At 38.3% G+C, this 14,960-nt stretch carries 9 protein-coding genes; 1 reads left to right on the top strand and 8 read right to left on the bottom strand.

Features of this window, described 5'->3' with window-relative positions; all coding sequences use genetic code 11:
* The first annotated feature begins 72 nt into the window (after nt 1–72).
* Nucleotides 73–1,002, top strand: coding sequence for a tRNA dihydrouridine synthase (locus B2727_RS19465; RefSeq protein ID WP_033134400.1), 930 nt, complete (start codon nt 73–75; stop codon nt 1,000–1,002).
* A 76-nt stretch (nt 1,003–1,078) separates the two neighbouring features.
* Here B2727_RS19465 and B2727_RS19460 read toward each other — a convergent pair whose 3' ends face one another.
* From B2727_RS19460 to B2727_RS19425, 8 genes are all read right to left on the bottom strand, one after another.
* Nucleotides 1,079–2,098: a DUF6160 family protein gene (locus B2727_RS19460; protein ID WP_033134399.1), complete on the bottom strand. Its 1,020-nt coding sequence runs from the start codon at nt 2,096–2,098 to the stop codon at nt 1,079–1,081.
* Nucleotides 2,099–2,181: 83 nt separating this feature from the next.
* On the bottom strand, nt 2,182–3,666 hold the full coding sequence (locus tag B2727_RS19455; RefSeq protein ID WP_004804857.1) for a tryptophan 7-halogenase: 1,485 nt from the start codon (nt 3,664–3,666) through the stop codon (nt 2,182–2,184).
* A 64-nt stretch (nt 3,667–3,730) separates the two neighbouring features.
* Nucleotides 3,731–5,173 carry a hypothetical protein gene (locus B2727_RS19450; RefSeq protein ID WP_033134398.1) on the bottom strand — a complete coding sequence of 481 codons (1,443 nt, stop codon included), beginning with the start codon at nt 5,171–5,173 and terminating at the stop codon, nt 3,731–3,733.
* Between the two features lie 19 nt (nt 5,174–5,192).
* The gene (locus B2727_RS19445; RefSeq protein WP_033134420.1) at nt 5,193–7,844 is read right to left on the bottom strand and encodes a DUF6160 family protein; all 2,652 of its coding nucleotides are present in this window, start codon (nt 7,842–7,844) and stop codon (nt 5,193–5,195) included.
* Nucleotides 7,845–7,873: 29 nt separating this feature from the next.
* Nucleotides 7,874–8,578, bottom strand: a complete 705-nt coding sequence (locus B2727_RS19440; protein ID WP_033134397.1) for a DUF6160 family protein — start codon at nt 8,576–8,578, stop codon at nt 7,874–7,876.
* A 16-nt stretch (nt 8,579–8,594) separates the two neighbouring features.
* Nucleotides 8,595–10,643, bottom strand: coding sequence for a hypothetical protein (locus tag B2727_RS19435; protein ID WP_033134396.1), 2,049 nt, complete (start codon nt 10,641–10,643; stop codon nt 8,595–8,597).
* A gap of 420 nt (nt 10,644–11,063) precedes the next feature.
* On the bottom strand, nt 11,064–12,767 hold the full coding sequence (locus B2727_RS19430) for a ShlB/FhaC/HecB family hemolysin secretion/activation protein (RefSeq protein ID WP_033134395.1): 1,704 nt from the start codon (nt 12,765–12,767) through the stop codon (nt 11,064–11,066).
* Between the two features lie 86 nt (nt 12,768–12,853).
* On the bottom strand, nt 12,854–14,960 hold a 2,107-nt coding region (locus B2727_RS19425; RefSeq protein ID WP_291350190.1), incomplete at its 5' end, for a GLUG motif-containing protein.

Here is a 14,960-nt window from a genome sequence, read left to right as displayed (position 1 = left end):
ATTTTAATAAAAACTAGACAGCCTATCTGAAAATGCGTATAACGCTGTTTTCGCTTATCTAGGTAAAAAATCGTGAAACTTGTACTCGCTCCAATGGAAGGTCTGACTGATCCGATCATGCGTGACGTGCTCACTCATGTTGGCAGTTTTGATTGGTGCGTGACTGAGTTTATCCGTATTACCGATAGCATCCTGCCAGATCATATCTACGATAGTTTTTGCCCTGAATTAAAAAATGGAGGCAAAACTGCAGCAGGTACACCTGTACATGTACAGTTTCTTGGTAACAACCCCGATATGCTCGCTGCCAATGCCGCCAAAGTCGTGGAACTGGGCGCACCCGCTATTGATCTGAATTTTGGTTGTCCAGCCAAAACAGTGAATCGCCATCGTGGTGGTTCTGTTCTACTGGATGAGCCTGAAACCGTACATCAATTGGTCAAAGCTGTTCGTGATGCAGTGCCTGGACACATTCCTGTTTCAGCCAAAATGCGTTTGGGCTATCTGGATGAAAATCATACTTTGGATAATGCACATGCGATTGAAGATGCAGGTGCAAGTTGGCTCACGGTTCATGCACGGACTAAGGCTGATGGCTATACCCCACCAGCCTACTGGGAAAAAATTCAGCCCATTACAGAAGCATTAAACATCAATGTGATTGCCAACGGCGAGATCTGGAACAATGCTGATGCGAAAGCCTGTTTAGCGCAATCACATTGCCAAGATCTCATGATCGGACGTGGTGCTGTGACGACCCCTGATTTAACCTTGTGTGTACGTCAAGATATGGATCAAGCATTGCTGTCTTGGCCAGATTTGGTGGAATTACAACTTCGCTTCTTAAGTGGTCAATATAAGACTGAAATTGGCATGGTAGGACGCTACAAGCAGTGGCTAGGGATGATGACCAAAGCCTATCCTGAAGCACAAGCCCTGTGGGGGCAAGTGAAAAAAATCAAGCAATTAGACGAGATTATCCAATTTTTAAAACAAAGCTAAAGTTAGAGTTATCCCTATGTAATAAAAAAGCGGCCTAAGCCGCTTTAAAATTTATTTTATGATCTAAGCGATGTAACTACATCCCGCTCACTTTCATTTGTAGATTTGTTACAGAGGCACCTGTTACACCAATATTACCAATAGAAGCATTGGGTAAATTATTAAAAGTACCTGCTTGTTGAGCACCACTTGTACCTAACAGAACATTATTTAACTGTAAATCGAACTTATTACTTGTTCCTGTATTTCCAAAAATCACGCCACCTTTATCCGTTGTCCCTGTTGGACCATAAATTCCAGCATAGAATCCTTTTAAACCAAAAGGATTACCATTATTTCCAGTCAATTTAAAGTTAAAACTCGCCCCAACAGGCGCCGTAGTCGAATTTCCAGACGTTGCATAGTCCGAGACTAGCATAATATTACAGCCAGTACCTGTGCCACAAATTGACTCGATTGCGCCATCAAACATCACCATATGGCCTTGTGGAGCCGCACCCATTTGAATATTTATACTTGGCTTATTCGATGCAAAAACAATATCAATGCCGCCAACACGAAGTAATTCTTTTACATCACTTTTAAGTAGTGTACCTGAACTAAAAATAGAATTGCGCGTATAGGTACTTCCACTCGAATTAGAAAGCGAACCTGATCCAACGGTATAAATAGAAAAGGGAGAAATTCGAATCCCTGTTACATTGTTATTCAAACCCAATGCAATATTGGCAAAAGCGCCACCTGTGGCAGCGGTTCCTGCATCAGTATCAACAAGTGCCTTAAAGCCTAATGTCGTTTCAGTGGTACCATTTAAAGCAGTTACCTTAACAGGCATTGCTGTCGCTTGTCCCGCCACACCTGCAATGACCAAACCTGCTCGATTGGTATAAGATGGTGAAGTATAACCGCCATATGATAAGCCATCATTATCAATGATCGCCAACTGATTGAATTGAACATTCGCCTGAACACCAATGGTTAAGCCATTCTGTCCAGTCATGGCAGAAAGACTTTGGTCATCCATCGGTTGCATTGCCATAGTCAATGGACTTAATAACAATAACGACAAACATCCTAATTTTTTGTTTTTATTCATTGTCCTCATCCATAGACAAATGTTTAAAATATATACAAAACTTAGTCTAACATAAATTCTATAAATCACAATATTAAATCATGCTAACTTAACTTTTGCTTCATCTTATGTAAATGTTGGGCTAATTTTCTCTTTTGATCTATAGATAAAGCATACAACTCAGCTGCCGTTGATTCAGGTTTTATAACTCCTGTTCCAACTCCAACAGCAAACCAATTTGGTACACCAAACATAAGTGTTCCACTTAAACTATATTCAGCAAAATCTATCAATCGAGGTGTTCGATGTTTCCAACACTCTTTTAATTCTTTATATTCAGGTGAGATTGGCACATTTTTCATCTCTTTCCAAAAAGGTGTATCCTCTCTTGGGGTATCATAATGCATACGAATGAAATCCCCAATCCCACGCCAATATTGTCCATTCTGCTTATTAAAATAATTTATATTTTGTTCAGAAATAACCCCATGATTGTGTAGGATAAAGTTTGATAATGTTTCTAACTGTGTGACCATTTGTCCAATAGAGGTCGCCTCTAGAGGCTCTACAAAACCAGAAGCTAGGCCAAGAGCCACAACATTTTTGACCCATACCTTTTGAAAATATCCTGCCTCAAATTTAATTACACGTATTGGATCAATTTTTTCCCCTAGCCATTTTTCAACTTCATCATGAGCTTGATCATCTGACAAAAATTGGTCATTAAATACATAGCCAGCTCCTATTCTTTCCTGTAATGGAATTTGCCAAACCCAGCCAGAACTTAAAGCAGTTGCTCGTGTTACTAACTCTATTTCTTTTTTATGTGATAAATGAAAAGGCAGTGCTCTATTCATAATTAATGTATCTGCAAAGGATATCCAATCAGTCTTAAACTTCCCCCCAATTAAAAGTCTAGAAAATCCTGAAGCATCTATTACAAAATCGCAATCAATTTTTCTATTTTGACACTGAATTGAAGTTACAGAACCCTTTTCAGCATCTAAACAAAAATCCTCTACCTTATCTTCAACATGAATAATACTTCTTTGTAATGCAATTTCTTTAAGATATTGCCCAACTTTAAAAGTATCAAAATGTAAAGAAGCTGTGAAATTATGATTCCCCGAAATTAATAAATCAATGACTTTGTTAAAAGGTACTTTATTCTCACATAATTCCAATGCTTCCATATAGCTATTAATATTTAAGCCATTATTTAACAATAGAGATAAAAAGGGATAATATCCATTTTCATCCCACATTTCTGGTGTATCGATATTTGGAAAAAGATGGTAATAGTAGTCTTCTTTCTTTCCAGTATTCCATTGTTCATATCGAAACCCAAGCTTTAAAGTTGAACCCGTATTATCAATAAAATCTTTAATGTTTATTTCAAGTTTAGCTAAAATATCTAGAAGATTAACAACTCCCCCCTCCCCAACTCCAACAATAGGAATCTCTGGTGCTGAAATTACTACAACCTCTACAGATTGATTAAAAATTTGGCGTAATCTTAAAGCTGAAAACCAACCAGTTGTTCCCCCACCAACAATACAAACTCGTTGTATGCCACGTAAATTTAACATTTTAATTTAATTCCCCCTGAAATAAAAAAGGCGGATTAAACCGCCTTTTTTGATTCTATTAAAATCAACACATTTTTAATGTACCGTAACAATTCGCTACTACATTTTGGACAGTTCCTAATGGGACATCTTGTAAATTTGCATAAGCAGTTCTACCAGCCAAGTTAATATCAGGAATCGTTTTCTGTAATCCTCCATTAACTAGCGCTTCAATCCCTTCTCGGCTATTCACACTCGTTTTATTTTCCTCCCGGCTTAACCATGCACTAATTGAGTTCGCAATTTGAGGATAAACTGAACTGATATCAACAGTTTTTCCTGCCGGAGCTTGCAAATACCCTAGATCGAGGGGATTTTGAAATGACATCCACCATCCTGGTTGAGCAATATCCTGCTCCTCAGCACCAGGCCACTTAAGTGCTTGTCTCTGCAAACCTAAATAAAATCCCCCTCCATTAATTGGGAGATTATGTAGATATCCTAAGTTTTCTTCAAAATTAATATTTGCACTTAAATTTTTAATTTTTGTTTCCATTTGGATATAAATTTCAGAGACATTAATAATGCCTAATACAGATACCGGTCGATCCAACTTCAATTGAATTTTACCAGAATCTTTATTTATAACAATATCATCAATACTGGTTGTGTTTACGTTCCGAATTGTCGCAGATTTCATACGTTGACCTGTAATTATTGCATCTGGCACATTAAATTTCGCTTTTAATGATGGAATACTTAGGCCTGTTGTATTCGCATGACCTGGTAAGCTTGTAAAACCATTATAAGGCTCTTCACCACAACCTCCAGTACAAAGAGCTCCTAGAATATCAGCGTAAACCATTCCTCTTAATACTTGATCACCCGCTTTACCAAATATTGTTGGTGTAGTCATTACTTCACCTGAAGTTGCTTTTGTTTTAACATAGCCACTTAATGAGTTAATACCATTAGGAATTTTATTACCACTGCTATCAACTAGATCGTTATCACCAATCGTTAATAAGCCCAATGCATCTTCTGCACTCAAACGTAAACCAACCACCTCCCTTGTAGACGCTTGCCCTGGATTTTTAATCGCAAACTCAATGAATGGGTTCGTTAATTTCGCGGATGAACTTGCTCGTTCTTCTCGAGTCATAGGCAGTAAAGCTCCATTACTATCTAATTTCACGCCGCTTAAACCAACATCCTGTAAATCAATATCACATCCATCTGCTCCATTCGTACCGCCACACCCCAATTGTAAGCGCTTGATATTTGCATTTAATTCCAGCGTTGCTTCCATCCCTAAACGATAAAAACCAATATTAGATGCCCCTCCATTTCTTAATCTTTCAGCATTTGCTGCATCAGCTGGAGCAATATAGGATAAACTCATCAGAGCTTGGCCTTGTGTCGCTGCCAGCTCTTCGTCATTTAGAGGTCGTAACTTAGAGTCAATAGCATGAACATTTAGGCTCCCCAACATCAATAAGGCACCTGTTAAAAATTTTAAATGAAACATTTCACACCTCATCCCTAAGTTAGTTAGTAAAATTACCATTTCGAGGCACAATACTTAGACTACTGTTTAGTCTTCCACCTGTAATCGCAAGTTCACCTAAACGTTTACTTGAACCTGAAGAAGGAGGATAAAAGTTTATATCTCTGGCTCTAAACACATCTGCTGCATTTTTATCAGGGTTAAAGTTAATTGCCGTATTAAAGCTAACAACACCCTCTCCAGAACTATGACGACCAATAACAATTGAGTTATTAAATGCCATTTTACCCATTAAATTATCCAACCCAATCGTTGAACCATCAACAGGATCACTAATTTGAATTGTGTTATTTTGATTCTTATCTAAAGATAAATCACCGACAATATTCAAACTACTTCCAGTACCATCTGCTCGATATTCGCCATTTGGAATCAATGAAAAATCCATACTACCGCCAATACGAAGCTTTACTCCTAATAGAACATCGTTTGAAAGTGAAAAATTATTAAGCGGCACTTTATTATTTGCAGCTACAGCGCTACAACCAGAATTTGAAACATTTTGTACACAACGGCTATATGTCGTTCCCGGTAAGTAACCTGCCGCAACTTGAGCTGCTGCTACAATTAGCATATCTTTAAGGCTAACATTCAAACTGCCCTTTTCAACACCAATACTTCCAGTTCCCTTAATCAACATATCAATATTACGCAACCCCATGTAGTAATCAGTAGGTTGACCGTTCACCTTTTTCCCATCGATTACCATAATTGAAGTTGTTTTCGCTCCATCATCACTAACCCCTTGAGTACTCATTGCCAAAGAAAAACCTAAACGTGGTGTTTTTTGTCCAACAGCCCCAATAACAACCTTATTTGAAGGTGACTTATTATATCCTTTATAATCAGTTGTATAAGCGTATGCCGTAGACGCATCAACATTTGTACCGAAGAGTGCAATATTTGCATTAAGATTGTAAATAGGTAATGCTAAACCCCATTCATTTAATGTTGTGCCATTTTGCCCATCATGCTCAACAATATTTGGAACACTATTGCCAAAAGCATCATTTGTTCTGGCGCTATTTGTGAAACGACCTCGTCTTGAAATCGCCTGAAACTCTGAACCACGAATTGCGACTAAGAGGCTATAGGGGTTTTGATTTATCTGAATACCATCAGGTGTATTCGTATAAATATATTGAATATAGTCATTATTATTAGTTAAAAAATTTCCGTTACCAAAACGGCTAGTTTGAAACGACTTATTTGCTGGGAGTAAAAGCGTTTTGGTATCAGCAAGATTAATATAAACATTACCGCTATCAAATGAACCTCTATTTGTAGCTACAAGGCCAGTTAAATTACCAAACTCAAAACCATACGTATTTAAACCAGCATTACCAATTTCTAAAGTTGTTGCCTTACCATCAGAACCCAACATCAAATCATTATCTTGGGTAAACTCAGCCGCCATACGGAAAGCTATACCCGTTTTCCCCATAATATTTTCTCCAGCGGCGGATGTAATGGGGTTGTTGGCAGCTAAACTTAAATTTGTACTTGAGTTATTAACTTTCCCGACAATATTACTATTATCTGCATTACCATAATTCAACCCAGTGTAATCAGGATTATTCTTACCATCGGCATTTAAACCACGCAATTGCAAATATCCATTGACCATTCTCCCACTTGCACCCACTCGAATCAAACCAGTAGCATTTGTTGGGCTATTTGTCGTATTTAGAGTGTACGGTGAATTTTTATCCACATTTTTATTAAGCATAAATTCAAGATTTAGGCCTGCATTAGTTGTTGTTGTTCCATTAGGAGTTGTGGAGGTTGCATCTCCATAACTTCCATTATTTTTTAAGTTTGCAGATGCGGAATCAGGTGTACGTCTAAAATCTACATATCCATGTGTTGAATCTGGAGCCATATTTATTGTTGCTTTACTTACACCATCTGCATTCGTTTGTAATTTAAAACCACCCGATGCATCAATAAACATCACACCTTTGCCTAAAAAATTAAAGTTAAAGTTTTTTAAAATTAATTGATTCAGCTCACCACTTACATCTTTCTGCCCTAAATATATATTGGCATTTTTTAAGCCTAAATCAAGAACCGCCTGTTTGTCTTTACTAAAAAGCCCATCGCGTGTTTTAAAAGCAATATCAATCACAGAACTTGTCTGCATTGCTACACTTCCAATAGGTACACCACAACGCTGACTACTTTCTGTATCACAAATATTGAAATTATCTATAGTAATCAATGAAGGGTTAGTTGATAACATTAAATCTAAACCAGTTTTACCTGTATCAGCCCCAATACCGCTACCAACATTAATTTTATAATCCGTACCAGGGGTTCTATTTGCTATAGCCAAATTAGAAACATTAGCATTAGTCGCTTTAATTTTAAAACCTTCGGCAGTTGCTCTTAATGTTTTTGTATATGCCTTATCTGTACTCCCTCTTCCCGCATCATCCTCCCAGTAAAATTTATCTACATTAATTTCATCATAAGAGGTTGCAATATGGACACCATCCTGACCATTTACACTCCGTAGAGCATTATCATCTAAACTCTGTAGAGCATGAGCAGAATTAATCAAAAATATGCTTGCAGTAAGAGTATTTAGTACAAACAATGTCAAATTGTGATTTTGATTATTTTTTTTCATCACTTCAGTCCTTTGAAATTCATTCCAACTTAACAACGTGGGTGGCTTCCATCACATGCAAACATAACGACATTCCCTTGTATTGCAAGATTGCCATTCATCATTAATCCAGTGAATCCTGTTTCACGACCAAGACCGGCATTTGTTGGGTGTTTACCATCGAATGTGTTACCTGTATATGTATAACTACCTACCCCAGCCGCTGTGGAAACTAGATAACCTGGAATATTATTTGCACCTTCATCTGCTACACTATCTTTTTCAATCGCAAGTGACTGGTAACCAAAATTACGGATAAGTATTGGGTAATTGCTACTATAACTAAGTTGAATTGCTGGCTTTATTTGTACTTGTCCCGCATCATTATTATAAACTAGATCAACTCCATCCAAACCTAATTTCTGAATGTTTACAGTTCCTTGGATTCCTTTAAAAACTAACCATAGTTTGTTTCCACTAATATCATCAGCTCTCCAAACACCCGAACCTGTTGTGGTTTCCTTCAAATAACGTTTATTTAACGATAAACCTAAACGACAAAAACGTAAATCCGTACATAATGCTGTATCAAAATCACCATTCATACCTGTCTGATTGAGTTGCAAATTTAATGACAGATCTGCTCCGGCTTGTCCTCGAACCTCAGCCATAGCTTGACTATCTAACACTTGTAAACCGGCATGAGTCATTAGACTTGATAACAAAGACACACCTAATAAAAATGTTTTTTTCATTACTTCTGCCTCTTTACTATAAGCCTGTTGTTGTCATTTTGAGATGCTGAATTAACAACCCATCTATTGCAGCTGAGCCAAAATTATTTGACGGGGCTGTTGCTTTTACAGGAGCTATTGTTGGAATTCCACCATTAGGATTAAGTATTGGATCTCTAGGGCTCGTAATATTAATATTATTAGAATATGTCGTTCTATCTACATTTTTCCAAGCATCAAAAGCCTGCCAGTTTTGATTAAAATATCTCCAACTATAGCCTTGACAAGAACCTAGCCAGTTTGTTCCACCACTACAATATCGTTCATATCCTGTTGTCCAATTACGATTTTGTTGTTGGACTTGTTTATACTGTTGATCATTAACTACAGTTCCTGACTGCAAAGCACCAAAAGAAATACCAACTGCTTCTGCACCACTATAAGCCGTTAGCTCATTTTTTGCTGAGTTGTAAACTGTTGAACCAATTGTAATACTACTATGCGTTGCAGTTGATCCTTGATAATTATTTGAAAGTGCAGTTACTGTTCCTGAAGGATGCTCTCCACAATAATGAACATTACATGTAGAACCATAATAACCACCATTAAATTGCCAAGCAGAAGGATCAGAAGCCGTTACAGGTCGTGAGTAATTTGTGTAGATTTTTTTATAAATACTCTCTTTATTTGGAATACGTGCAATTTCTAATGATACATTGCGACCATCATCAGCCACTCCTAAAACTAGAGGTTGATACAAAGATCCCAATACAAGGTTGGTATTAAGATTATAGATATAAATAGCTCCATCATTCACAGATGGATCTCTAAATATAGGCGCTGTTCCACCATTAATAGCTGGTGTTGTTAAGATATTACTATCTGTTGTTTCTTGCGTGCCTATACGTAATATTTTACCCGTCGTCGGAGCTCCCCACGTTGTAGTCGTGCGACTTGTTCGGGTTAATACTTGTTCATTTTGAATACAATCGCCACGTGAAAAAGTTGATAAATTTCTTGCATCAGGACTTGTACCACTAACACCACACCCACCTGAAGATGCAAAAGCAGGGGCAGCACCAATTGTTGCTAATGCAGTTGGAACTGTATAAGTATTTGTAGCAACAGGACTTGCTTCCACCCATACAGCATTTGCTGTTGCTGTTGCACGTAATGTATCACTTGGTCCACTATTTAATCGTAGTAATCCATTTAAACCTAAAGTTTCATTGTAGAACTTACTCATTCCACCTGTGCTATTTGAACCACCTAATGTTTGAAATATTTGGATGCGGCTACCATTAATTCCAAAACCATCCCATACAGCATTCAATCGAAGTCGATTTGCTCGTGTATTTGTATTATCCGTTGTACCATTCAACTCACCAAGGTTAAATTGATTACCTGTTGCTGCCATATTTTCTGCAACATTTGGATTACGAACAAAAGCATCAGCCCATAACCCTAATTTTAAGTTATATGCATCTGCTCCATCTATAGCATTAGTTGGTAACACTTTATTGAAAAGAGGTGCTTCCAGAGCCAAATACGTTACTGCCCCTGTATCCGTATTTCTAACAGGTGTTGTTCCAGATACATCATCTGGTGTAAAAGTTGGCACTCCGCTTTCCGTAGCGACTTTTAATATCCAAGGGTTAGTTGCCGTTCCCCAACTTGCAATCCCAGAAGTGTTATTAAAACGGTTATTAGCATTTCCATTAGCTTTAGATAAAGCCAAACCGTATAAAAACAAGTCTGCCTTGCCTACAGCTCTATCTAGCGAACTAACAATACCATCTTTATTTGTATCAAGTGACTTTTGAGTCAAAGGCCCTACCGGAATATATCGAATATACCCAGTATCAGTAAAATTTAAAGGAGTACTTCCATTCGCTAATGGATTCTCTGCTCCATTAAAACGAAAAGAAAAATCCCGAGGCAAAAAAGCAATCCCTTCACCAGTGGTTTCACTTAAAACATCATCGGAAATTTCTTGTAGTGCGAAAATAGATTGACTTACGCATAAGCTAATGAAACTTGCTAAAACAGTTCTTTTGAACAAAACCGTAGAAGTTAATCTAGTCATCTTGACCTTCCTATTACCTGATGCTCCGCATCATCATTCTTTTTCTAACATCCTTTTTTGAGTGATGCCCTACAAACTATAGGAAAACCGTATTTACGCTTCACTCAAATGCAGACAATCTGCCTACATAATCTCATTCTTCATTATGCTGATAATTTACACAAAAGCAAAATAATTTAGGTAAACGGCGTATTTTCCGATGAGTGAAAGAAAAGATGAACGCTCTTTAAATTTTCTATACTAATGATTTTTATCTGCTTATTAATTTCCCATAAAGTAAAATTTCAGGATCTGTCAAATCCAGATCATTGTTGCAAAATGTAATTACCAGATTGAACTCTAGTTAGGCTACGATTGACACTACTGTACGCAAAACCCTGCTCAACACTTCTCAGATAAAATCAGGTGCTAAATTCGCAACTAAAATCTCCACCCAATGCCAAACTGCAATCGAGGTTGCTGATCCTTGTCGCTTTTCGCAGCTGAAGTATTTCGCCATGCAAGTGTCGCATTATAGTCAAAGTCTTGATAGCCACCGCCAAAACCAATCCCTGTACTTGCCAAATTGCGGGTATTTTTATCGTTGAGATATGGATTTTTATTTTGCTGTATTCGTCCAACATCTTGGAATAAATAAGTATTTAGCCATGGTGCTAGTTGATAATAAAAATTAATCGATGCCCCCCAACCTTGATCTCCAAGTCCTTCTGCTGCTGGATAAGCACGCATTTGGTTCAAGGAAAATTTCTCGGCGGAATCGAGGTTCTTAGATGCAAGTTGTCCATATAACTCACTGGTCAACCATGAAGATGCTGTTAATCTTTGCTGTCTGGAAAGCTTAAGTTCATATTTATTGAAACTGCCTTGGGTCTTTGCAGATAAGCGATCGATATTCAAAGCCGATGGGCTTTGTATGTTCAGATTGCCAATCGTCGTGATCAACTCAAATTGATTAATACCACCTTTGACATCTCCAATTCCCCAATCATCCATTCGGCTAAAATTGAGTGAGATCCGACTCGCCTCTATCTGTTTGGATGTCTCTGTATTTGTGGCCGCAATTTCATCAAATAACTTTCTTTTTTCAGCCAGCAGCTTCAAATTAAGATTCGTCTTTTGACTTCGGATCAATGGATAAGTGAGATTTACATTATAGTTTTCAGAGGTCCCTGTCGCATCCAATTGCTTAAATTGTTCACCCAATTCATATTCAGTTCTACTATAACCACCGCCCAGCCATAGACCCGTTCCTGTTACAGGAAATCGGACATTTACACTTCCTGAAACCAAATCTTGATTACTTCCGAGTAATTGAGCAGATAGCTTCTCTCCATATCCCAATAAACTATTACTTTCGATATAGCTTAAAAGTCGATATTTTCCTGTATAGCTACTTCCAGAGTTATCAATCCCAATTCGTCCGAGCCAAGTTGGCTGTCCAAGAATATCCAAAACAAGGTCTGTTTGCCCAATCTGTTCGCCAGCCTGTAGGTTTGCCTGAATTTGCCCAACACCGGCTAGATCTGAGATAAGTAGCAAGGTCTGATTACTTTGCTGTTGTTGTAACGCCTGATGATGAGGAATTTGATCGGTAAAGCGCTTAATGGTTATATCTTTAATTTTAGACTGGTTATTTAAAAGAACTTGACCAAGTTGTCCTTCGAGTACTCTGATCACCAATATTCCATTTTCTAGTTTTTGTTTCGGTAGATAGGCTTTCGCCAGAAAGTAACCCTGCTTTTTATAGTATTGGGTGATTTTTTCTGCGCCAAGCTGTAAATCAGCAAGTAGATTATTTTTATTTTCCAGTGATTTGACTAAATCATGTAAAACTGCTGTAGCAATTTGTTGATTCCCTTCTATCTGGACTTTTGTGACCCCAATAGGGGTTTGATCCTGACTGTAATTTTGCTGCGATGAATCAGCGCCAAAGTACTGTTGGTCTGTTTTTGGTGTTTCTTTGAATTGTTCAGGACCTAATTGCTTGGTAATAGTGCCACTATCAGGAATCACAACGTCTGCATGAACAATAGTAGAAGCAACGACTAGAATACTAGCTCCTCTCATTACCTGTAGAAGTATTCTCTTGTACATCCCTACTTGTTTATATAAATAAAATTTCATTATTTCTCTAAATTTAATCAATATCTTATTATTTAAGACCAGAGGCTTAAGTCTCTGATCTTATATCTTAATAATCTCTTTTAATCTTAATGATTATAACGGAGCCATGGGGTCGCATTATCTTCATCAATCACCCATGTCGAGCTTGAATTTGGGTCAGAAGCATCGGCAATATCCCAACCTGAAAAGGTCAGAATTTTTTGCAGCTCAGCGGTGGTTTTTCCTGTACCACCCGCGCTGGTATATTGACCTGAGGTTTCATTATTCCAGTAGCTATTAATGACTATACCATTAGCATAAGGGTCATCTCCAATGAGCCCCCCGACATGATTTACCCCAGTTACAGCGCCATTTGAATAACTATTTTCAACCGTTCCAATATTATATCCAATGAGCCCTCCGACAGAAGTCTTTCCTTCCACAGTGCTGGTTGAATAAGAATTTGTCACAATACCATCGTTATTGTGACCTATTAGACCACCTACGTTGGTATTACCTTTCACTCGCCCAGTCGCATAACTGGCATTGATAATATTATCTGGCGCATTTCCCCCAACAAGACCACCTATATGTTGGCTTTCAACAGCATCACTTGCAATCACATCACCTGTCGCATAGCTATTATTGATATATAAACGTGGTGTTTGATCAGAACCTCTATAAACAGTTGCACCAACCAATCCCCCTAAACCAAACAGGCCGCTAACTTTACCTGTAGCATAGCTTTGGTCAATATGATGTGAGCTGTTTTCCTGAGCACCTAAGAATCCAATTAATCCACCTGCACCCGCAAATCCAAGTTCTGGATGCCAATTTCCATTTACATATGCACCAGATAAAATATTCCCCGTAGCGTGACTATTATAAATACCTTGCCCACTACCCACTAAGCCTCCTGCTCCCATACCTCCTGTACCATTAGGATCAAGACTTTGTTCTTGCTCTACAGTCATTGTAAAATCAGGTAAAGAAATATTGCCTGCAGCATAACTATCATAAATAGGGAATACACTTCCTCCTGCTAATCCGCCAGCACCAAGAATGCCTTTCACATCCGCCTCAGAATAACTTTGGCTAATTTTACCTAAATTAGTATTAATATTTTGCCCACCTGCAGCTCCAATTAGCCCCCCAACATAAAATAAACCATCAACTTTACCGGTACTATGGGCATTTTTAATGTTGCCACTTAAATGTAGTCCTGTGAGAGCCCCCATATAAGCATGTCCTTTGATTGACACATTGGTAAGGCCAACATCTCTTAACTCACTGCCATAAGTAATGCTAAACAATCCTTGAGGAATCGCAACCTGATCATTGATTGGCCCCCAATTGGGTCGAGGTTGATTAATGGTTAAAGCGTCAATTTTGTGCCCTAGTCCATGAAAGTTTCCTTGGAAAATTGGAGCTTCTGGAGGAATGCCTCCTTCAGGTATTTGTTGAATACCTCCATCGACTTTTACTGGTAATTGTCCAATCGCATCAAAGCCTTTCCCGTTATTCCAATTCACCGTATCTGATGCATCAATATTGCTACCCAAGGCATAATTCCCGGTCAGGTTATTGTTCATCCCTTGTAGCGTATTGATATTGGCATCACCTTCTTCACCTAGATCATTAATCACAATGTAGGAACTTCCATTAATCAACAACGTCGGTGATGAACCGCTGATATTAATCTTGGCACCATTATTTAAGTTGTAATCCGAACCAGCTCCATAATTCATGGCGAGTTTGGCTTTATCTCCACTTAAATCCAAATCACTATTAAAGTTAATATCTTTAGTTGCGGTTAGTGTCAGCGCAGTATTGGCATTCCAACTGCTTTCGTCATTGATATTAATATTGCCTTGGCCTTCTGCTGTACCCATCGCATTCAAAGTGACATTGCCTTTGTTTAAAGCATCACCCAAAGTGGTACTGCTGACACTGCCACCAAAGAAATCGACATCGACATTTTTGGCTTTCAGTTCCCAGCCACTGGTGGTCGGCGGTAAGCTGCTCGTACTATTTCGCTGAGTGGTAATGTTGGTGCCTGAACTGACATGAACCTCTGCCGCAGAAGTTTTAATCTGCCCACCATTGCCTCCGTTCGGAGCTGATGCATCTAAGGTACCGCTGACATTCACGGTACCACTGCTTAAATCACTGCCAAGCTCAATCACGCCACGGACATTATTCACCGTTTGTGCT

This window comes from Acinetobacter sp. UBA991, assembly GCF_002292065.1.
In the GTDB taxonomy this organism is placed as follows: domain Bacteria; phylum Pseudomonadota; class Gammaproteobacteria; order Pseudomonadales; family Moraxellaceae; genus Acinetobacter; species Acinetobacter higginsii.
Note: the sequence above shows the minus strand (reverse complement) of the source record. Positions and strands in the feature narration are given on the sequence as shown.